The sequence below is a fragment of the Paraburkholderia caffeinilytica genome (assembly GCF_051027425.1).
Classification (GTDB): domain Bacteria; phylum Pseudomonadota; class Gammaproteobacteria; order Burkholderiales; family Burkholderiaceae; genus Paraburkholderia; species Paraburkholderia caffeinilytica_A.
Window position 1 is genome coordinate 2,650,326 of sequence record NZ_CP186552.1, and the last position, 21,206, is coordinate 2,671,531.

20 protein-coding genes are annotated in these 21,206 nt (G+C 62.2%); 12 read left to right on the top strand and 8 right to left on the bottom strand.

All coding sequences use genetic code 11. The annotated features are described in order from the left end of the window. Nucleotides 1-5 precede the first annotated feature (5 nt). Together ACOSV0_RS11590 and ACOSV0_RS11595 are read right to left on the bottom strand one after the other, a co-directional pair. Entirely contained in the window at nt 6-1,337 is a 1,332-nt protein-coding gene (locus ACOSV0_RS11590; protein WP_434106338.1) for a homoserine dehydrogenase, read from the bottom strand. A gap of 85 nt (nt 1,338-1,422) precedes the next feature. Then, nucleotides 1,423-2,670 carry a pyridoxal phosphate-dependent aminotransferase gene (locus ACOSV0_RS11595; protein WP_280519153.1) on the bottom strand — a complete coding sequence of 416 codons (1,248 nt, stop codon included), beginning with the start codon at nt 2,668-2,670 and terminating at the stop codon, nt 1,423-1,425. A gap of 563 nt (nt 2,671-3,233) precedes the next feature. Between ACOSV0_RS11595 and ACOSV0_RS11600 the strand changes: the two genes are divergently transcribed. The 12 genes from ACOSV0_RS11600 (at nt 3,234) to ACOSV0_RS11655 (ending at nt 16,699) form a co-directional block, all read left to right on the top strand. Beyond that, on the top strand, nt 3,234-3,608 hold the full coding sequence (locus tag ACOSV0_RS11600) for an Mth938-like domain-containing protein (protein WP_434106339.1): 375 nt from the start codon (nt 3,234-3,236) through the stop codon (nt 3,606-3,608). Between the two features lie 222 nt (nt 3,609-3,830). Further along, on the top strand, nt 3,831-5,579 hold the full coding sequence (locus ACOSV0_RS11605; RefSeq protein ID WP_434106340.1) for a glycosyltransferase family 39 protein: 1,749 nt from the start codon (nt 3,831-3,833) through the stop codon (nt 5,577-5,579). Between the two features lie 25 nt (nt 5,580-5,604). After that, the gene (locus tag ACOSV0_RS11610) at nt 5,605-5,976 is read left to right on the top strand and encodes an SMR family transporter (protein ID WP_054034531.1); all 372 of its coding nucleotides are present in this window, start codon (nt 5,605-5,607) and stop codon (nt 5,974-5,976) included. A 257-nt stretch (nt 5,977-6,233) separates the two neighbouring features. Continuing rightward, nucleotides 6,234-7,385 carry a DegT/DnrJ/EryC1/StrS family aminotransferase gene (locus tag ACOSV0_RS11615; protein ID WP_434106341.1) on the top strand — a complete coding sequence of 384 codons (1,152 nt, stop codon included), beginning with the start codon at nt 6,234-6,236 and terminating at the stop codon, nt 7,383-7,385. Between the two features lie 6 nt (nt 7,386-7,391). After that, nucleotides 7,392-8,435 (top strand): glycosyltransferase, encoded by a 1,044-nt coding sequence (locus ACOSV0_RS11620; RefSeq protein WP_434106342.1) that lies wholly within the window; start codon nt 7,392-7,394, stop codon nt 8,433-8,435. Continuing rightward, on the top strand, nt 8,432-9,379 hold the full coding sequence (locus ACOSV0_RS11625; RefSeq protein WP_434106343.1) for a formyltransferase: 948 nt from the start codon (nt 8,432-8,434) through the stop codon (nt 9,377-9,379). The genes ACOSV0_RS11620 and ACOSV0_RS11625 overlap by 4 nt, the downstream gene beginning before the upstream one ends. After that, nucleotides 9,376-10,422: a bifunctional UDP-4-keto-pentose/UDP-xylose synthase gene (locus tag ACOSV0_RS11630; RefSeq protein WP_434106344.1), complete on the top strand. Its 1,047-nt coding sequence runs from the start codon at nt 9,376-9,378 to the stop codon at nt 10,420-10,422. Before ACOSV0_RS11625 ends, ACOSV0_RS11630 begins: the two co-directional genes overlap by 4 nt. A 10-nt stretch (nt 10,423-10,432) precedes the next feature. Then, entirely contained in the window at nt 10,433-11,326 is an 894-nt protein-coding gene (locus tag ACOSV0_RS11635) for a polysaccharide deacetylase family protein (protein ID WP_434106345.1), read from the top strand. A gap of 155 nt (nt 11,327-11,481) precedes the next feature. Next, nucleotides 11,482-11,943, top strand: a complete 462-nt coding sequence (locus ACOSV0_RS11640; RefSeq protein ID WP_408193646.1) for a peroxiredoxin — start codon at nt 11,482-11,484, stop codon at nt 11,941-11,943. A 347-nt stretch (nt 11,944-12,290) separates the two neighbouring features. After that, complete coding sequence (locus ACOSV0_RS11645) at nt 12,291-14,180, top strand: PhoH family protein (protein ID WP_434106346.1); 1,890 nt, start codon at nt 12,291-12,293, stop codon at nt 14,178-14,180. Nucleotides 14,181-14,386: 206 nt separating this feature from the next. Next, a complete protein-coding gene (locus ACOSV0_RS11650) occupies nt 14,387-15,670 on the top strand; it encodes an NlpC/P60 family protein (RefSeq protein WP_434106347.1) in 1,284 nt (427 codons plus the stop codon). Between the two features lie 222 nt (nt 15,671-15,892). Further along, nucleotides 15,893-16,699: an SDR family oxidoreductase gene (locus ACOSV0_RS11655; RefSeq protein WP_434106348.1), complete on the top strand. Its 807-nt coding sequence runs from the start codon at nt 15,893-15,895 to the stop codon at nt 16,697-16,699. Between the two features lie 129 nt (nt 16,700-16,828). Here the strand turns inward: ACOSV0_RS11655 and ACOSV0_RS11660 are convergent, their stop codons facing one another. From ACOSV0_RS11660 to priB, 6 genes are all read right to left on the bottom strand, one after another. Then, nucleotides 16,829-17,839: an inorganic phosphate transporter gene (locus ACOSV0_RS11660; protein ID WP_434106349.1), complete on the bottom strand. Its 1,011-nt coding sequence runs from the start codon at nt 17,837-17,839 to the stop codon at nt 16,829-16,831. After that, on the bottom strand, nt 17,839-18,465 hold the full coding sequence (locus ACOSV0_RS11665; RefSeq protein WP_028196679.1) for a DUF47 domain-containing protein: 627 nt from the start codon (nt 18,463-18,465) through the stop codon (nt 17,839-17,841). The genes ACOSV0_RS11660 and ACOSV0_RS11665 overlap by 1 nt, the downstream gene beginning before the upstream one ends. Nucleotides 18,466-18,581: 116 nt before the next feature. Next, the gene (locus ACOSV0_RS11670) at nt 18,582-19,967 is read right to left on the bottom strand and encodes a replicative DNA helicase (RefSeq protein ID WP_063495982.1); all 1,386 of its coding nucleotides are present in this window, start codon (nt 19,965-19,967) and stop codon (nt 18,582-18,584) included. Nucleotides 19,968-20,113: 146 nt separating this feature from the next. Continuing rightward, the gene (gene rplI / locus ACOSV0_RS11675) at nt 20,114-20,566 is read right to left on the bottom strand and encodes a 50S ribosomal protein L9 (protein ID WP_063495981.1); all 453 of its coding nucleotides are present in this window, start codon (nt 20,564-20,566) and stop codon (nt 20,114-20,116) included. 27 nt (nt 20,567-20,593) lie between these two features. Further along, the gene (gene rpsR, locus ACOSV0_RS11680) at nt 20,594-20,869 is read right to left on the bottom strand and encodes a 30S ribosomal protein S18 (protein ID WP_012432802.1); all 276 of its coding nucleotides are present in this window, start codon (nt 20,867-20,869) and stop codon (nt 20,594-20,596) included. Between the two features lie 2 nt (nt 20,870-20,871). After that, nucleotides 20,872-21,171, bottom strand: coding sequence for a primosomal replication protein N (gene priB / locus ACOSV0_RS11685; protein WP_028196682.1), 300 nt, complete (start codon nt 21,169-21,171; stop codon nt 20,872-20,874). Nucleotides 21,172-21,206 lie beyond the last annotated feature (35 nt).

A 21,206-nucleotide genomic window follows, 5' to 3' on the forward strand; every position in this document is an offset into this window, starting at 1 on the left:
TCGGCCTAGTTCAGCGCTTCCATGCGCAGCTTCGTGACTTGCGAGACAACGGTCTTCAGCGCTTCGATCGTTTTGATCGCGGCGTTGACGTGCTTTTCAACCGTTTCGTGCGTAATCAGGATGATGTCGGTTTCGCCCTTGCCGTTCGCGTCGACCTGCTCCGATTCCTTCTGCAGCAGCGCGTCGATCGAGATACCCGTATCCGCCAGAATGCGCGTGATGTCGGCCAGTACGCCCGTCACGTCAGCCACGCGCAGGCGCAGGTAGTAGCCGCTCGTCACTTCGTCGATCGGCAGGATCGGCGTGCTCGACAGGCGGTCCGGCTGGAACGCCAGATGCGGCACGCGATGCTCCGGGTCCGCCGTATGCAGACGCGTCACGTCGACCAGATCGGCCACCACGGCGGATGCCGTCGGCTCCGCGCCCGCGCCCTTGCCGTAGTACAGCGTGGAGCCCACCGCGTCGCCGTGCACGACGACCGCGTTCATCGCGCCTTCCACGTTCGCCAGCAGGCGTTTTTCCGGAATCAGTGTGGGATGCACGCGCAATTCGATGCCCTTGTCCGTACGGCGCGAGATGCCGAGCAGCTTGATGCGGTAGCCGAGTTCTTCAGCATATTTGATGTCGATTGCCGCCAGCTTGCTGATGCCTTCGACGTACGCCTTGTCGAATTGCACCGGCACGCCAAACGCGATCGCGCTCATGATCGTCGCCTTGTGGGCAGCGTCGACGCCTTCGATGTCGAAGGTCGGATCGGCTTCGGCGTAACCCAGTTCCTGCGCGGCCTTCAACGCGGTCGCGAAATCGAGCCCGCGGTCGCGCATCTCCGAGAGGATGTAATTCGTCGTGCCGTTGATAATGCCGGCGATGTACTGGATGCGATTGGCCGTGAGCCCTTCGCGCAATGCCTTGATGATCGGAATGCCGCCGGCCACGGCCGCTTCGAACGACACCATCACGCCGTTGGCGCGCGCCGCTTCGAAAATCTCCGTGCCGTGCACGGCGAGCAGCGCCTTGTTGGCGGTGACCACATGCTTGCGATTCTTGATCGCGCGCAGCACGAGGTCGCGCGCCACGCCCGTGCCGCCGATCATTTCCGCCACGATATCGATCGACGGATCGTCGACCACCGCATTGAAGTCATCGGTCAGCGCCACGGTGCCGGCTTCACTGCCGAGCGCCGCGGTCGCCTTGGCGGGATTGCGCACGGCAATGCGCGCAATCTCGATGCCGCGGCCCGCGCGGCGTTTGATTTCTTCCTGATTGCGGCGCAGTACCGTGAAGGTGCCGCTGCCTACCGTGCCGAAGCCCAGCAGTCCAACTTTGATCGGTTCCATGCAGCGTGTGTTTTCGAGTAAGGGATTAAAAGGAAACTGAGGAAACTGGGGCTGGCAGCTGCGCGCGCCGGGCGCGCCGTCCATCTCAAGCCGTGTGGCGTTTGCGGTAACCGTCGAGGAAACGCGCGATCCGGTTGATCGAATCCGCGAGGTCGTCCACGTTCGGCAGGAACACGACGCGGAAGTGATCCGGCGTCTTCCAGTTGAAACCGGTGCCTTGAACCAGCAGCACGCGCTCTTCCAGCAGGAGGTCGAGGATGAACTGCTGGTCGTCCTGGATCGGATAAATCTTCGGATCGAGGCGCGGGAACATATACAGCGCCGCCTCGGGCTTCACGCAACTCACGCCGGGGATGGCCGTCAGCATGTCATACGCGAGTTCGCGCTGTTTGTACAGGCGCCCGCTCGGCACGATCAGATCGTTGATGCTCTGGTAGCCGCCGAGCGCGGTCTGGATCGCGTACTGGCCGGGCACGTTCGGGCACAGGCGCATCGAGGCCAGAATGCCGAGCCCTTCGAAGTAGTCTTTGCCATTGCGGCGGTTCTCGCCGGTCAGGCCCGAAATGAACATCCAGCCGGCGCGGTAGCCGCACGAGCGGTAGCTCTTCGAGAGACTGTTGAACGTGACGGTGAGCACGTCTTCCGAGAGCGCGGCCATCGACGTGTGCTTCTTGCCGTCATAGACGATCTTGTCGTAGACCTCGTCGGCGAAGATCACGAGGCCGTGCTGGCGGGCGATCTCGATCAGGCCGAGCAGCAGTTCGTCCGAGTACAGCGCGCCGGTGGGGTTGTTCGGATTGATGACAACGAGCGCACGCGTATTCGGCGTGATTTTCGCGCGGATGTCGTCGAGATCCGGCATCCAGCTGTTCGACTCGTCGCAGATGTAGTGCACCGGCGTGCCGCCCGACAGGCTCACGCCGGCGGTCCACAGCGGGTAGTCCGGCGCGGGCAGCAGCACTTCGTCGCCGTCGTTCAGCAGGCCTTGCAGCGCCATCACGATCAGCTCGGAGGCGCCGTTGCCGATGTAGATGTCGTCCAGTTCGACGCCGTGCACGCCCTTTTGCTGCGTGTAATGCATGATCGCCTTGCGCGCGGCGAACACGCCCTTGGAATCCGAGTAGCCCGACGAGCCCGGCAGATTCAGGATCATGTCCTGGATGATTTCATCCGGCGCGTCGAAGCCGAACGGCGCGAGATTGCCGATGTTCAGCTTGATGATGCGGTGGCCCTCTTCTTCGAGCCGCTTGGCATGTTCGAGGACGGGCCCGCGAATGTCGTAGCAGACATTCAACAACTTGTTGGATTTGAGAATCGGTTTCACGGCGGGCACTTCATCCTGTTGTTGGGCTTGGGCGAACAAGCGGGGGCGAAAAAACGCCGGCCCGGATACGTCCGCCGATACGGGGAATTATGACGCGGCACGGTCGCCAGACACAGATCGGGCCGCCAGACACGGGTTGGGCCGACTTTCCTGGCCGGTCAGGCGCGCGTCCGGCGGATTGCGCCGGTGCAGCAGCCAAACGGGCAGAAACAGACAAAGCAGGCCAAAAGCGGGCAAAAAACCGTCGAAAATCAGATCAAAAGCAGACGAAATGCGGGCAAAACCAAGGCAGGTAGCCGGTGGGCCGCGCCCGTGCCCTCAGGGCGGCTTATGACAGCACATGAGGCGGCACTTGAGCGAGGGGCGCCGCAAGGCGGCTAAAAAGTTATAATTTAGCGGATTTTGGCCGACTTCCGCAATGCACCAACCGCAACGGCAAGCCTTTTCGGCCGCTTCTGTGTCACTCGCTGTGCCACTCGCGTGTTCCACTCGCGTCAAATCGCCCTGCTCCCGTTCTGCCCGGTCAGGCCGCCAACACGCATGATGTCTCACGACGACTTCGGAAAACGAATTTGAAATTACATCAGGATTCCAGCGGCGCCCTCAACACCGTCACCGGCTACGGCGCCGACTACGTCGAAATCAATCTGGTGCGCCATTCGGGCAGCATTCTCGTGCTGCCGGAAGCGCCCGTCATCCCTTGGCCCGTCTCCTCTTTCGACGACCTGAGCGCCGAGCACTTCGCCATGCTGGTGGACGCCGAGCCCGAAGTCGTCGTGTTCGGCAGCGGCGAACGGTTGCGCTTTCCGCATCCGCGCCTGACCGCCGCGCTCACCGCCAAACGCATCGGCGTCGAAACGATGGACTTCAAGGCCGCCTGCCGCACCTACAACATTCTGATGGCCGAGGGCCGCAAGGTCGCGGCCGCGTTGCTGATCGAAGCGTAAAGGCGCCGGGCGAGCGCCGCCAGGCCGGCGTTTGCCTGGCGTGCTGGCGCAGGCCGCCACGCACGGCAGCCATGGAATGCGTGGCCGCCGGAGCGGCCCCACCCATGGCCGCGTCGCGGCCGATCACGTACACTGCGCGCCATTGGCGCCATGCTGGCGATCGCCATTTTCAAATAACACCGCCTCGCCGCCTCCGCGGCGTCGCCAACAAGGTTGAAATCCATGAACGATACGCCGACCAGGCTACCGCTCAATCGCACCACGATCCTGCTGCTGGTGCTGGCCCTTGCCCTGATCTGGTTCGTGCCGCTCGGCTGGCGCCACCTGCTGCCGAGCGACGAAGGCCGCTACGCCGAAATGGCGCGCGAGATGTTCGTCACCGGCGACTGGATCACGCCGCGCTACAACGGCTACAAGTACTTCGAGAAGCCGCCGCTGCAAACCTGGGCGAACGCACTCACGTTCGCATGGTTCGGTATCGGCGAATGGCAGGCGCGGCTCTACACCGCGCTGACGGGCTTTGCCGGCGTGCTGCTGATCGGCTTCACCGGCGCGCGCGTGTTCAATGCGGCGACCGGCGTATTCGCCGCGATCGTGCTGGCCACGTCGCCCTACTGGAACCTGATGGGCCACTTCAACACGCTCGACATGGGCCTGTCGTTCTGGATGGAGCTGACGCTCTGCGCGCTGCTGCTGGCGCAGCGCCCCAACCTGCCGACCGCCAACGTGCGGGCATGGATGTGGATATGCTGGGGCGCGATGGCGCTCGCGGTGCTCTCCAAGGGCCTCGTCGGCCTGATCCTGCCGGGTGCGGTGCTGGTGCTGTACACCCTGGCCGCACGCGACTGGGCCGTATGGAAGCGTCTGCACCTGATCGGCGGCCTGGTCGTGTTCTTCGTGATCGTGACGCCATGGTTCGTGCTGGTCCAGCAGCGCAACCCGGAATTCCTGAACTTCTTCTTCATCGTTCAACAGTTCAAGCGCTACCTGACACCTGAACAGAACCGCCCGGGGCCGTTCTACTACTTCGTGCCGGTGCTGCTGGTCGGCTTCCTGCCGTGGTTGTCGGTGACCTTCCAGAGCGTGCGTCACGCGTGGCGCCTGCCGCGCCAGCCGAACGGCTTCGCGCCGGTCACGCTGATGCTGGTGTGGACCGCGTTCATCTTCCTGTTCTTCAGCGCATCGCACTCGAAGCTGCTCTCCTACACGCTGCCGATCGCGCCGCCTATCGCGCTCCTGATCGGCATGTACCTGCCGCTCCTCACGCGTGATCAACTGCGCCGCCATCTGGCCGGCTACGCGCTGTTTCTCGTCGTGGCCGCGTTTGCCGCGCTGTTCATGTCGCGTTTCGGCAACGCACGCAATCCCACCGAGCTGTACGTCGAATACCGCACTTGGGTACTGGCGGCACTCGGCGTCGCTTTCGCGCTGACGCTGGCCGCGCTGTGGCTGAACCGCCGCAGCCGCGCCGGCACCCTTGGCGCCGTCGCGAGCTTTGGCGCGGCGTGGCTGCTGCTCGGCACGATTGCCGGCACGGGGCACGACGTGTTCGGCCGCCTGAGCTCCGGTGCGCCGCTCGCGCCCGCCATCAAGGCCGAGATCGCAAAGTTGCCGGCCGATACGCCGTTCTACTCGGTCGGCGTGCTCGACCACACATTGCCGTTCTACGTCGACCATACGATGATCATGGTCGAACATCCCGACGAACTGGCGTTCGGCGTTTCCGTCGAACCGCAGAAATGGGTGCCGTCGGTCGATGCGTGGATCGAGCGCTGGAAGGCCGACCGCTATGCGCTCGCGTTGATCCCGCCGGCAACGTACGACAGACTGCTCAAAGAAGGACTGCCGATGCAGGTGGTCGCACGCGACCCACGCCGGGTCGTCGTGATGAAGCCCGTGGCGGCGCCCGCATCCGCATCCGGCGCCGCGGCGCAAAGTGCACCCGCGCCAGTAGAAAAACCACAACAATGACCCCATCTCAGGAACTGACCGTTCGATGAATCCGATTTCCCTCTTTTGTATCCTCGCGGGCGTCACGTTGAACGCCGGCGCGCAGTTGCTGCTCAAAGCCGGAACGAATGCCGTTGGACACTTCGAATTCACCCGTGCGAACATCCTGCCCATCGCCTTTCGTCTTGCAACCCAGCCGCCGATCATCGGCGGGCTGGCCTGCTATGTGATCAGCGTGGGCGTCTGGGTGATCGGACTCTCGCGAGTGGACGTATCGATCGCCTATCCGATGCTGTCGCTCGGATACGTCGTCAACGCGTTCGCGGCGTGGTATCTATTCGGCGAAGTGATGTCGGTACAGAAACTGGTTGGAATCGGCGTCATCCTGATCGGCGTCGTCGTCCTGGCGCGCAGCTAGGCTGCCATGCCCCCGGCCACGCTGTGCCGGGCACGATTTATTACCGTTTATTGCCGGCGCGGGTGCAAACGCTACGAAAATTCCGGCCGCAAAAGATTCAGTAAGCCGGATGCTGTTGCCGGCTAAGTAAAACGTAAGGTTGACCGCGGTAAGCTTGGCGGTTCCGCCCTTTTTAGTCGTGGCCTTGGGTTTGCGCGTAATTTGTGCTTTACTTCGCGCCCTTCGGGTTGCGCCCTTTTCAATCGAGCGAAGCATTCATGAGCCAGTCAACAGTCCCGTTTTTGCCGTTTGTCAAACCTGAGATCGATGAAGAAACGATTCAGGGCGTCGTCGACGTGCTGCGCTCCGGCTGGATCACCACCGGCCCGCAGAACCAGAAGTTCGAGGCTGCACTGTCCGAATTCTGCGGCGGCCGCCCCGTGCGCACGTTCAATTCCGGCACCGCGACGCTCGAAATCGGCCTGCGCATCGCCGGCGTGGGCGAAGGCGACGAAGTCATCACCACCCCCGCCTCGTGGGTGTCGACCAGTAACGTGATCTATGAAACCGGCGCGACGCCGGTGTTCGTCGACATCGATCCGGTGACCCGCAACATCGACCTGGATCTGCTGGAAAAGGCCATCACGCCGCGCACCAAGGCGATTATTCCGGTGTACCTGTCGGGCCTGCCGGTGAACATGGACCGGTTGTATGAAATCGCCCGCGCCCACAAACTGCGTGTGATCGAAGACGCCGCGCAGGCGTTCGGTTCGACATGGAAAGGCGAGCGGATCGGCAGGCTCGGCGACATCGTCTCGTTCAGCTTCCACGCGAACAAGAATCTGACCTCGATCGAAGGCGGCGCACTGGTGCTGAACAACGAGGAAGAAGCGATCCTCGCGCAAAAGTATCGCCTGCAAGGCATTACCCGCACCGGCTTCGACGGCATGGACTGCGACGTGCTGGGCGGCAAATACAATCTGACGGACGTCGCCGCGCGTGTCGGCCTCGGTCAGTTGCCGCATCTGGAGCGTTTCCTCGCGCAGCGCAAGAAGCTCGTGCGTGCCTATTTCGCAGGTCTCGAAGGCGGTGCGGCGGTGAAACTGGGCATCGGCCTGCCGTTTGCCGACTTCGAAAACAGCAACTGGCACATGTTCCAGATCACGCTGCCGCTCGAAAAGCTGTCGATCGACCGCGCCGGCTTTATGGGTGAACTGAAAGAGCGCGGCATCGGTTCAGGCGTGCACTACCCTGCAATTCACCTGTTCTCGCTGTACCGTGCGAAGGGCTTCAAGGAAGGGATGTTTCCGCACGCGGAGCGCTTCGGCGCCACCACCGTCACGCTGCCGCTGTTCACGCTGATGAACGAAGGCGACGTGGAGCGGGTCTGCCGCGCGGTCAATGAAATTTGCGAACAATACGGAAAATAAGCGGAAATGAGTTATTCGGAACATCGCGCTGTCGCACCGGAAGTGTCGATCATCATCCCGGTGTACAACGAGGAAGCCGGGCTGGCCGCGCTGTTCGCGCGCCTCTACCCGGCGCTCGACGCGCTCGGCACCGGCTATGAAGTGATCTTCATCAACGACGGCAGCCGCGACAAATCCCCCGCCTTGCTTGCCGACCAGTTCCGCGCGCGGCCCGACACGACCCGAGTGATCCTGCTGAACGGCAACTACGGCCAGCACATGGCGATTCTGGCGGGCTTCGAGCAATCGCGCGGCGAAATCGTCATCACGCTCGACGCCGACCTGCAGAATCCGCCGGAAGAAATCGGCAAGCTGGTCAACAAGATGCGTGAAGGCTACGACTACGTCGGCACGATCCGTCTGCAACGCCAGGACAGCCTGTGGCGCCGCAAGGCCTCGCGCGCGATGAACCGCCTGCGCGAGCGCATTACCCGCATCAAGATGACCGACCAGGGCTGCATGCTGCGCGCGTACAGCCGGCACATCATCGACACGATCAACCGCTGCGGCGAGATCAACACCTTCATTCCGGCGCTGGCGTACACCTTCGCGCAGAATCCGGTCGAGATCGAAGTCGCGCACGAAGAGCGTTTTGCCGGCGAATCGAAGTACTCGCTTTACAGCCTGATCCGCCTGAATTTCGATCTGGTCACCGGCTTCTCCGTCGTGCCGCTGCAATGGCTGTCGTTCATCGGCGTGATCCTGTCGCTCGGTTCCGCGGCGCTATTCGTGCTGCTGCTGATTCGCCGCTTCATCATCGGCGCGGAAGTGCAAGGTGTGTTCACGCTGTTCGCTATCACCTTCTTCCTGCTCGGCGTGATCATTTTCGCGTTGGGCCTGCTGGGTGAATACATCGGCCGGATCTATCAACAGGTGCGCGCGCGGCCGCGTTATCTGGTGCAGACGATTCTCGAGCAGCGCGACGGCACGACCGTGACCGAAGCGCCGCGTCAGGCTGTCGTGCAGGCCGTGCAAGCCGCGCCGCTGACCGATCAGGGCCCGAATCCATGAAGCCGCGCGCCGTCGTATTCGCGTACCACAACGTCGGCGTGCGCTGCCTGCAGGTGCTGCTCGCGCGCGGCGTGGACGTGGCGCTAGTCGTCACGCACGAGGACAACCCGAGCGAAAACATCTGGTTCGGCAGCGTCGCCTCGGTTGCGGCCGAGCACGGCATTCCTGTCGTCACGCCGGCCGATCCGAAAAGCCCGGAACTGCGCGCCGCGGTCAGCGCCGCCCGGCCGGACTTCATCTTCTCGTTCTACTACCGCCATATGTTGCCGGTCGACCTGCTGGCGCTCGCCGCACGGGGCGCTTACAACATGCATGGCTCGCTCCTGCCGAAGTACCGTGGCCGCGTGCCGACCAACTGGGCGGTGATCCACGGCGAAACCGAAACCGGCGCCACGCTGCACGAAATGGCGGCGAAGCCCGATGCGGGCGCGATCATCGCGCAAACGCCGGTGCCGATCCTGCCCGACGACACCGCCGCGCAAGTGTTCGACAAGGTCACGGTGGCCGCCGAGCAAACCCTGTGGCGCGTGCTCCCGGCTTTGCTGGCGGGCGAAGCGCCGCATCTGCCGAACGACCTGTCGCACGGCAGCTACTACGGCGGGCGCAAGCCGGAAGACGGCCGGATCGACTGGACGCAACCCGCGCAGCAGGTCTACAACCTGATCCGCGCGGTCGCGCCGCCCTATCCCGGCGCTTTTACCGATATCGGCGATCGGCGGTTTATCGTCGCCCGTGCGCGTCTGGCCGCGCCCGGCGCGCTTCGCTCGGATTTGCCGACGGGCCTGCACGTAGGCGATAATGCCGTTTTTGCGATATGCGGCGACGGTCGCGCGATCGCCATTCACGAATTGCGGCATCAGCATGATGGCAACGAAACCGTTGTCACCGCTGACGAATTCGCCCAGCTCATCCAAACTCCCCTCCAAACTCCCCGTTACTCATGAAAAAAGTCCTGATTCTGGGTGTGAACGGCTTCATCGGCCATCACCTGTCCAAACGCATTCTCGAAACGACCGATTGGGAAGTCTTCGGGATGGACATGCAGACCGAACGTCTCGGTGACCTCGTCAATCATGAGCGGATGCACTTCTTTGAAGGCGACATCACGATCAACAAGGAGTGGGTCGAGTATCACATCAAGAAGTGCGATGTGATCCTGCCGCTGGTTGCGATCGCCACGCCCGCCACGTATGTGAAGCAGCCGCTGCGCGTGTTCGAGCTGGATTTCGAGGCGAACCTGCCGATCGTGCGTTCGGCCGTCAAGTACGGCAAGCACCTCGTGTTCCCGTCGACCTCCGAGGTCTACGGCATGTGCACTGACGAACAGTTCGACCCTGAAGAATCGCAACTGTCGTACGGCCCGATCAACAAGCCGCGCTGGATCTACGCGTGCTCCAAGCAGTTGATGGACCGCGTGATCTGGGGTTACGGCATGGAAGGCCTGAACTTCACGCTGTTCCGTCCGTTCAACTGGATCGGCCCGGGCCTCGATTCGATCTACACGCCGAAGGAAGGCAGCTCGCGCGTGGTCACGCAGTTCCTTGGCCATATCGTGCGCGGCGAGAACATCAGCCTCGTGGACGGCGGCGCGCAAAAGCGCGCGTTCACGGATATCGACGACGGCATCGGCGCGCTGATGAAGATCATCGAGAACAAGAACGGTGTCGCCACGGGCAAGATCTACAACATCGGCAACCCGACCAACAACTTCTCGGTGCGCGAGCTCGCGCACAAGATGCTGACGCTGGCCGCCGAATTCCCGGAATACGCCGAGCTCGCCAAGAAGGTGCAACTGGTCGAAACGTCGTCGGGCGCGTACTACGGTGCGGGCTACCAGGACGTGCAGAACCGCGTGCCGAAGATCGACAACACGATGCAGGATCTCGGCTGGGCGCCGAAGTCGACCTTCGACGAAGCGCTGCGCAAGATTTTCGAAGCGTATCGTGGCCACGTCGCCGAAGCCCGCGCGCTCGTCGAACAACAATAAGGCCTGATCCTTGGCTCGTATCGTTCTGAAGATCGACGTCGACACGCTGCGCGGCACCCGCGAAGGCGTGCCGAATCTCGCACGCATCTTCGACCGCTTCAAGGCGCGCGCCACTTTCCTCTTCAGCCTCGGGCCCGACCACACCGGTTGGGCGATGCGCCGCGTGTTGCGGCCGGGCTTTCTGAAGAAGGTGTCGCGCACCTCGGTGGTCGAGCATTACGGCATCAGGCAATTGATGTACGGCGTGCTGCTGCCGGGACCGGATATCGGCGTGAAGACGGCCGCGGAAATGCGCGCGATTCACGAAGCCGGTTTCGAATGCGGCATCCACACGTGGGACCACGTGTACTGGCAGGACAACGTGCGCTCGCAAGACCGCGAGTGGACCGAAAAGCAGATGCAGAAGAGCTTCAACCGCTTCGTCGCGATCTTCGGCGCGCCGCCCGTTACGCACGGCGCGGCAGGCTGGCAGATGAACGGGCATGCGTTCGAGCAGATCGACGCATGGGGCATGCACTACGCGTCCGACGGGCGCGGCCACTCGCCGTATCTGCCGGTGGTCGACGGCCGGCAACTGTCGCACGTGCAGATGCCCACCACGCTGCCCACGCTCGACGAAGTGCTGGGTGTAGATGGGGTCGACGAGCACAACGTCGCCGCATGGATGTTGAAGCACACCGAGAACAATCCGCACGATCAGGTGTTCACGCTGCACGCGGAACTCGAAGGACAAAAGCTCGCGCCGATTTTCGAACAGCTGCTGGAAGGCTGGCGCGCGCAAGGTCATACCTTCGCGACCATGGGCGATTACTACGCCACGCTGGACCGCAGCACGCTGCCATCGTACCCTGTTACGTGGGGCGAAATTCCAGGCCGCTCCGGCGAGTTGATTGTCCAGCCCTGACTGGCCAAACTCCAGCCGGTCCTGACGACCCGGTCATCGCGAGAACGTACACCGCGCGGCCGGGCAATCTCCCCCAAAGTCTCGATGCCAGGCCAACGCCGCAGCAGTTGCACGTGCAAGTACTGCGGCGTCGGCCATAACAACCGGAGAACCACGTGCCCATCGCAGTCGACCAACCCATCCCCGACTTTACCGCCCCCGCTACCGGCGGCGAGATCACGCTGTCCAAGCTGCGGGGCAAGAAGGTGGTGCTGTATTTCTATCCGAAGGACAACACGCCGGGATGCACGACCGAAGGTCTGCAATTCCGCGATCTGTATCCGAAGTTCAGGAAAGCCGGCGCGGAAATTCTCGGCGTGTCGCGCGACAGCCTGCGCTCTCATGACAACTTCAAGGCAAAGCTCGAACTGCCGTTTCCGCTGATCTCGGATCCGGAAGAAACTTTGTGCACGCTCTTCGGCGTCATGAAATTGAAGAAAATGTATGGCAAAGAAGTGCGTGGGATCGAACGCTCCACGTTCCTGATCGACGCAGAAGGCGTGTTGCGCCAGGAGTGGCGCGGCGTGAAAGTGCCAGGGCATGTCGATGACATTCTGGAGGCTGTACAAGCGCTGTGAGGCGCGTTATATTGGGTTCCAATGAGTGCCTGTCCACCCCACACTTTTCGTCGCTGCGCCGGACTTGACGGCCGTTTTCCCGGTTCCGTCGAAGTCATGAGGCGCAACGCGATAACCGAAGGCGAGCCGCTTGTCCCGTACGCCGGGGCGGCGGCTTTTTTAATTGCGCGCAGCCGTTCGTTCACTCGGCTACGCGCTTCCGTTAAGGAGCCGATCGAAGACCAGGCGAACCGGCATCTCTAGACCGAATGCGCGCCTCCGGGCGCAAACTGCGTGCGCACTCATTGGCACCGGCAGAATGCGACAGGCGGCGCACGAAATGTGACCCGATTAATTCGAGGGAAACCATGCCTTTGCCTACCCCCCCCAGCAAGCTCGGCAATCTCCTGCCTCCTGACGAATACAAGGCCAAAGCCGCCACGCCGGCGCGCTCCGCCGCGAAGAAACAGGCGGTCGTTGGGGACTCCGCGGAGTCGACCGATTACGGTCGCGCGAACGTCGCCACGCCGATGGCGCACGCCGCCAACGCCGCGACCACGTTGCGGCCCGTGCCGGCTTCGTCGGCTTCCGCTGTTGCGTCTGCATCCGCCGAGCAAACTGCACCGGCGCGCGACGCAGGAGCGCGCAGTCGCAAATCGAAGCAAACCGCCGCGTTGCTGCAACCGGTTCCCGCTGCCCGTCCTCAGGCCGAACCCGCGGTTGTTTCTACGCCCGCCGCCAAATCGCAGCCGGTCGTCGCGCGCGCGCCAAGCGCGAAAGACCCGGCCGCCATCACGCCCGCAGCCGCAGCACCCAGCACACGCGGCACCGGCAAGAAGCGCGGCGCGGCCACCGATCCGCTCGAAATGCAGAAGCTTTTCGTGCTCGACACGAACGTGCTGATGCACGATCCAAGCTGCCTGTTCCGTTTCGAGGAACACGACGTCTATCTGCCCATGATGACGTTGGAAGAACTCGACAACCACAAGAAGGGCATGTCCGAAGTCGCGCGCAACGCGCGGCAGGTGAGCCGCACGCTGGACGCGTTGGTGGCGAACGCCGGTAACATCTCGGACGGCATTTCGCTGGCGCGCCTCGGCAGCCGTGAGGCGTCCGGGCGCCTGTACTTCCAGACCAGGCTCAACGCCATCGAGCCGGTCGAAGGTCTGCCGGAAGGCAAGGCCGACAACCAGATTCTCGGCGTGGTGCGGGCGCTGCAGCGCGACCGGATGGATCGCCAGGTCGTGCTGGTGTCGAAAGACATCAACATGCGCATCAAGGCGCATGCGCTCGGCCTGCCCGCTGAGGATTACTTCAACGATCAGGTGCTCGAAGACAGCGATCTGCTGTATTCCGGCATCCGCGCGCTGCCCCAGGATTTCTGGACCAAGCACGCGAAGGGCATGGAGAGCTGGCAGGACACCAAAACCGGCACCACGTATTACCGCGTGACGGGACCGCTGTGCGCCTCGATGCTGGTCAACGAGTTCGTTTATCTGGAGCCGCAAAACGGCGAGCCGACGTTTCATGCGCTGGTGCGCGAGTTGAACGGCAAGACGGCGCTGCTGCAAACCTTGCGCGACTACGGCCACCACAAGAACAACGTGTGGGGCATCACGGCGCGCAATCGCGAGCAGAACTTCGCGCTGAACCTGCTGATGAATCCGGAGATCGACTTCGTCACGCTGCTGGGTCAGGCCGGTACCGGCAAGACACTGGTCGCGCTCGCGGCCGGCTTGGCGCAGGTGCTCGACGACAAGCGCTACAACGAGATCATCGTGACGCGCGCCACGGTGCCGGTCGGTGAAGACATCGGCTTTCTGCCGGGTACGGAAGAGGAAAAAATGCAGCCGTGGATGGGTGCATTCGACGACAACCTCGAAGTCCTGCAGAAAACCGACGACGCAGCCGGTGAATGGGGCCGCGCCGCGACTCAGGAACTGATCCGCTCGCGCCTGAAGGTCAAGAGCATGAACTTCATGCGCGGCCGTACGTTCGTGGACAAGTATCTGATCATCGACGAGGCGCAAAACCTGACGCCGAAGCAGATGAAGACGCTGGTCACGCGCGCGGGTCCCGGCACGAAGATCATCTGTCTGGGCAATATCGCGCAGATCGATACGCCTTACCTGACCGAAGGCAGTTCGGGTCTGACGTACGTGGTGGATCGCTTCAAGGGCTGGGCGCACAGCGGGCATGTGACGCTGGCGCGCGGCGAGCGTTCGCGCCTTGCCGATTACGCGTCGGAGATCCTTTAAGTTTCAATGCTTTAGCTTCGGCTAGAAGCCGCGTCCGGGTCACTCCGGACGCGGCTTTTTTATTGGACACGCGTTTCCGGTGGACAACACTTAGCGCACGAACTTCAAGTAATTTATCAAGAATTCTTGCTTGAGCCAGGTTCGGCGGGCTACCATCCGGACATCGTCCGCCATTAAACGAGCGTTTACCCGCTCCCTTCGCCTTCATGCGCCGACTGGCCCTTTCGCTGCTGACCGTTGTGCTGCTCGCCGCTTGCGCCGGCGCGCCGCAAAAGACGTCGCGCGGGCCGGGTTCATCGGTCGTGGTCACGAACGGCGCTTATCATGCGCCGCCGCCGGGCTTTCCAAACTTCGTGGATCACAGCATCGGCCGCGAGGAAATCTCAATCCAGGCGATGAGCTTGGTCGGCATTCCATACCGTTGGGGTGGTAATACGCCCGATAGTGGCTTCGATTGCAGCGGATTGGTTCGCTATGTCGTGTCGCGCGCCGCTTCCGTGAATCTGCCACGGACGACCGCGGATATGAGCGGCCGTGGCGAATCCATCGAACCGGATGAGATCGCGCCGGGCGATCTGATTTTCTTCAACACCACCGGACGAGCGCATTCGCACGTCGGCATTTATGTGGGCAAGCTGCGCTTCGTCAACGCACCGTCGACGGGCGGCACCGTGCGGCTCGATTATCTGACCAATCCCTATTGGGCCAAGCGCTTCGACGGTATTCGCCGGGTGGCAGCGCCCGCCGCGACACCGGCACCGTTCGATACACCGAGCTATCAGGCTGCGGCGCCTCAGTCCGAGCGCGTCACGCCGGCGGCGCAGACAGCGCAGACAGCGGCGAACTACGGTGGCGCCGCAGTGGCAGCGCAATCTTCGAGCTACGCGGCGAACTCTGCCGCGACGCGGCCGTCGGGCTATGCGGCCGCCTCTGTTGCGCCGCAGGCGTCAGGCTATACGGGAGTCCCTGTTGCGGCAGAAGCGTCAGGCTATACCGCGAACCCTGTGGCGCCACAGCAAACGGCGCGTCTTGCGGCAACCACTCGTCCACCTCTGACCGCAACCGGCCAACCTACGGTAGCCGCGGCTGCAGCGCCGCAAGCTGATCCGTTCGAACCGCCGCCGCCCGGCATGAACGCCGCGCAGATGCAAGCGCGCGCGGCAGGCGCGGTGTCTCCGGGGTCCGTGCCGGCCACTCAGACGAACACGTATGACGCTGTTGCCGGCTCAGCCAATCAGCCGGCGGCGGCTGCGCGGACTGAACCGCCAACGGTTACGGCTCGCGCCCCTGATCCGATCGATGCCGCTGCCGATGCGTTCGAGCCGCCTCCACCCGCTTCAGTCGCCGCGCGCCAGGCTCAACAAGCTCGCCAAACCGACGGGAATGGAGGCGTGCAGATCATGCGTGCCTCGACGGCGTCGCGTGGCATCCCTGCCCCCACGCAAACCACTGACGATCCAATCGCACGCTTCGCCAACGGCAACTTTTAACGGCGTGGCGTGGACTGCAGCGGGAGCCGGTGGCCCATCATGGCTGCCGTCGTGGACGGTTGCTGGCGGCTCGTGATTCGTCACCCTCGGCCCTCGTGATTCGTTACCTTCGGCCCGCGCCATCCTGGTTAGTCACAAGGCCGCCTCCCCGCCCCGCTCCATCCCCGCTGTGCTGCCGATCTGCTATCGTCATCGATATTCTTCTGACAGCGGGTGGTGACGATGGATCTCGGGCTGAAAGACAAGATTGTGTTGATCACGGGCGGCAGCAAAGGGATCGGGCTTGCCTGCGCCCGGGCGTTTGCCCTGGAGGGAGCGAAAGTGGCGATCGTTTCACGCGACCCCGCCAATCTCGCGCGCGCTTACGAACAGTTGAAGCAGGAGGGTCTGCACGTGCATCGGACTCGCGCCGACCTGCATGAACCGCACAGCGCAGCGGACATCGTCGAGGAAGTCACCACCGCCGTCGGCCCCATCGATGTGCTGATCAACAGCGCCGGCGCAGCCCGTCGCTATGACCCGGAAACGCTGGACGCCGACGCGTTCCGCGCGACCATGGAAGCCAAATATTTCCCCTACATCTACCCGCAGCAGGAAGTACTGCGGCGCATGGCCGAGCGCGTGAAAACCGGCGACGGCGCCGCACCCGGCACAATCGTCAACATCATCGGCATGGGTGGCAAGATCGCTAGCGATATCCATATCGCGGGGGGCGCCGCAAATGCTGCGCTAATGCTGGCCACCGTCGGCCTCGCTCACTACTACGCGCGCTACGGCATCCGCATCAACGCGATCAATCCGGGTTCGACGCTGACGGAACGCATCGAGGAAGCGGTCAAGCTGGAAGCATCGCAGCAAGGCATCGAAAGCGCGGACGCGTTGGCGCGCGGGCAGGCTAAAGTGCCGCTCGGACGCTATGCAAAACCGGAGGAAATCGCTGATGTCGCGCTGTTTCTGGCGAGCCGCCGCGCGAGCTATGTGACGGGCGCAATCGTCCCGATGGATGGAGGCAGCACGCCGCTGATCTGAGCGACGCGCTTTATTTACTGCGTTAGGGCTGTGAGGCGGGGGGCGGGCTCCGGGCTCCGGGCTCCGGGCTCCGAAGCAGAACATTGAACCCTGAAAACACGCGGACGGCAAAAGCCGTCCGCGCAACATTTACAGGAAGCGGTGGCCGAGCCACCAGGCAGCCGCGGAAAGCGCCGCGGAAGCCGGGATCGTCAGAATCCACGCCCAGACGATGTTGCCGGCCACCCCCCAACGCACCGCGCTCAATTTCTGCGTCGCGCCGACACCGACGATCGCGCCGGTAATCGTATGCGTGGTGGACACCGGAATACCGAGCCACGACGCTGTAAACAACGTGATCGCCCCGCCTGCCTCAGCGCAAAAACCACCCACCGGCTTCAGTTTGGTGATCTTCTGGCCCATCGTGCGAACAATCCGCCAGCCGCCGAACAACGTGCCGATACCCATCGACAGATAGCAGCCACCGATCACCCACAACGGCGGCGCATCCGCGATCGACGAAGCGTAGCCTGTCGCGATCAGCAGCATCCAGATAATGCCGATGGTTTTCTGCGCGTCGTTGCCGCCGTGGCCGAGACTATACAAGCCTGCCGAGATTAGCTGCAGACGCCGGAACCGCCGGTCCACCTTGCTCGGGGGCGTGCGGAAATAGATCCACGACACCGCCAGCATGAAGAACGAGCCGAGTACGAAACCGAGCAGCGGCGAGATGAAAATGAACGCCACTGTCTTCATCAGACCGTCGAAATTGAGCGCCCCCCAGCCCGACTTGGCGAGCGCCGCGCCCACCAGTCCGCCGATCAGCGCATGCGACGAGCTCGACGGAATACCGTAATGCCACGTGATGATGTTCCAGCCGATCGCCCCGACCAACGCGCCGAAAATGACGTAGTGGTCGACGATATTCGGATCGATCGTGCCCTTGCCGACCGTCTGCGCCACTTTCAGGTGGAAAATGAAATACGCGATAACGTTGAACGCCGCCGCGAAGGCCACGGCCTGCTGCGGCTTCAGCACGCCGGTCGACACGACCGTGGCGATCGAATTCGCCGCGTCGTGAAAGCCGTTCATGAAGTCGAAAATCAGCGCGACGGCAACCAGGCCGGCGACGACCCAGATAGCGAGTTGTATCGATTGCATTATGCGTTTTCCAGCACGATGCCTTCGATGATGTTCGCCACATCCTCACACTTGTCGGTGATCGTTTCGAGCAGTTCGTAAATGGCCTTCAGCTTGATCAGCGTCTTGACGTTGTCTTCTTCGCGGAAAAGCTTCGACATGGCCGAGCGCAGCACGCGGTCGGCTTCGGACTCCAGACGGTCGATGTCCTCGCACGCCTTCAGGATCTGGCTCGCCTGCTTCATGTCCGACAGCAGGCTGACGGCGAACTGCACGCGCTCTGACGTGGCCGTGCAGATATGCGCCAACTGGCTCGCTTCGGAGGTCACCGCCTGCACGTCGTACAGCGAGATAGCGGTGGCAACGTCCTCCATCAGATCGAGGATGTCGTCCATCGTGGTGATCAGCTTGTGGATCTCGTCGCGGTCGAGCGGCGTGATGAAGGTCTTGTGCAGCAGGTCGATGGCTTCGTGCGTGAGCTTGTCAGCGGCCTTTTCGGCCTTCTGCACGTTTTGTTTGTGGGTCTCGGCGTCCTGAAGATTGTCGATCAGCAGCTCGAGTTCACGGCTTGCCGAGACGATGCACGTTGCGTGCGCATTGAAAATTTCAAAGAACTTGCCCTCGGTGGGCATGAAACGACCGAACATTGGGATCCCGAAAATTGGTCACATAATGGCTGACATAAAACCGCCACATTGTACCGTTCCGGGATCGATGCCGCACTTTTGAAAGCACCGTTACAACAGGCGCTTCACTTACCTCTTTACTCGCTGTAGAAATTCTGCGCGCCGGCAAAATTATCGAATTTCGTGAATTGACCATGGAACGTGAGCCGAACAGGACCGATCGGACCATTCCGCTGTTTACCGATGATAATCTCCGCCGTGCCCTTGTCCGGGCTGTCCGGGTTGTACACCTCATCGCGATAAATGAACAGAATGACGTCCGCGTCCTGCTCGATAGCGCCGGATTCGCGCAAGTCGGACATGATCGGCCGTTTGTTCGGGCGCTGTTCCAGCCCCCGGTTGAGCTGGGACAACGCGATCACGGGTACGTCGAGTTCCTTGGCGAGACTCTTCAGCGAACGCGAGATTTCCGAGATTTCAGTCGCACGGTTTTCACCCGACGACGAACCGCTCATCAGTTGCAAATAGTCGATGATGATCAGCCCGAGCTTGCCGCACTGGCGCGACAGCCGGCGCGCGCGCGAGCGCAATTCCATCGGGTTCAAACCGCCGGTTTCGTCGATGAAAATCTGCGCCTCGCTCATTTTCTGCACCGCGTGCGTGAGCTTCGGCCAATCCTCATCGGTCAGGCGCCCGGTCCGCATACGATGCTGGTCGAGCCGGCCGACCGAACCCAGCATACGCATGGTGAGCTGCGAGCCCGGCATTTCCATGGAGAACACCGCCACCGGCAGGCCGTACTCCACCGCCACGTATTCGCCGACGTTCATCGAAAACGCCGTCTTACCCATCGACGGGCGTCCCGCCACGATGATCAGCTCGCCGCCGTGCATGCCCGAAGTCATGCGATCCAGATCGACGAAGCCAGTCGGTGTGCCCGTCACGTCGCTCGGATTGGCTGTGTGATAGAGCGTATCGATCCGCTCGACCACCTCGGTCAGGAGAGGCCCGATTTCCAGGAAGCCCTGTGTGCCACGCGCGCCGTCTTCCGCGATCGAAAACACCTTCGATTCCGCCTCGTCCAGCAATTGGCGAACTTCCTTGCCCTGCGGATTGAATGCGTCCGCCGAGATTTCGTCAGCCACCGAGACGAGACGGCGCAACACCGCGCGATCGCGCACGATTTCCGCGTAACGGCGAATATTGGCCGCGCTCGGCGTGTTCTGCGCCAGCGCATTCAGGTAAGCGAGGCCGCCGACTTCTTCCGCCTTGCCCGAGGTGCCCAGCGCCTCATAGACGGTAATCACGTCGGCTGGACGCGTCGCCGCGATCAGCTTGCCGATGTGCTCGAAGATGATGCGGTGGTCGTATCGGTAAAAATCGCTCTGCGACAGGAAGTCGGCGATGCGGTCCCATGCCGCGTTGTCGAGCAGCAGGCCGCCCAGCACCGACTGCTCGGCTTCGATCGAATGCGGCGGGACTTTCAGCGACTCGATTTGGGGATCTTTGGACGGTGCGTTCATGGAGAGGAATTATCGGGTAAATGCGCGCGGAGGGAAATCAAAAACCGATACTTCGATGCATCGAGAACGGGCAATAAAAAAGGCAGGGGCCGGTCACCCGGCCCCTGCCTTTTGCCAGCAACAACCTGGCAGATGCTAACTGATGCTTAGACGTGTTCGCCGATCACAGCCACGTTGACATCGACGAGAACGTCGGTGTGCAGCGAGATCTGAACAGCGTGGTCGCCAACCAGCTTCAGCGGGCCTTCCGGCAGGCGCACTTGCGCCTTTTCCACTGCGAAGCCTTGCTTAACCAGTGCGTCAGCGATGTCCGCGTTCGTCACCGAGCCAAACAGACGGCCGTCGACGCCAGCCTTCTGATTGATCTGAACCGTCGAGCCTGCCAGCTTTTCGCCTTGAGCTTGAGCGATAGCCAGCTTTTCAGCGGCGATCTTTTCCAGTTCTGCACGGCGAACTTCGAATTCAGCCAAGGCTTCCTTCGTTGCACGGCGAGCTTGCTTGTTCGGGATCAGGAAGTTACGTGCGTAACCGTCCTTGACCTTCACGATATCGCCCAGGTTGCCCAGATTGACGACTTTTTCAAGAAGAATAATTTGCATTCGGATACTCCTTATCGCGTCGTCGGGTTAGGCCTTGTGCTGGTCGGTGTACGGCACCAGCGCGAGGAAACGTGCGCGCTTGATTGCCGTATCCAGCTGGCGTTGATAGTGCGACTTCGTACCCGTAAGACGCGCCGGCGTGATCTTGCCGTTTTCGCCGATGAAGTCCTTCAGCGTTTCGAGGTCCTTGTAGTCGATGTGATCGACGTTAGCGGCCGTGAAACGGCAGAACTTCTTGCGCTTGAAGAGCGGATTTTGTTGCTGACGACGTTTGTCGAATTTCTTACCAGTCGGGCGGGGCATGTTCAGTCCTTTCCAATGTCCTGCAATTCTGTGATGTGAAATACCAGCGTTCTTGCGTTGCGGTGCTTTTTCGCCAGAAAGCCTGTGAAGAGCGTTTCTACGCCCATCTGACAGCCTTCCAGCTTACCGCTCGCCTCACCTGCGGCTACTGCCTGCATGGTCAGTTCGACTTGCCGGGCAATACCGGCTTCGACGACTTCCGTGCGGTGGTGCAACGTGCAACCTGCAATCGGAACGCCGGCGGGGGTATACCGCACCGGTTCGCGTTCGACGACGCTGGCCGTAAGTTGCAGCCGATTCATGTAGCCTTTGGCGAGAGCGACGCTTTCTTCTGGTA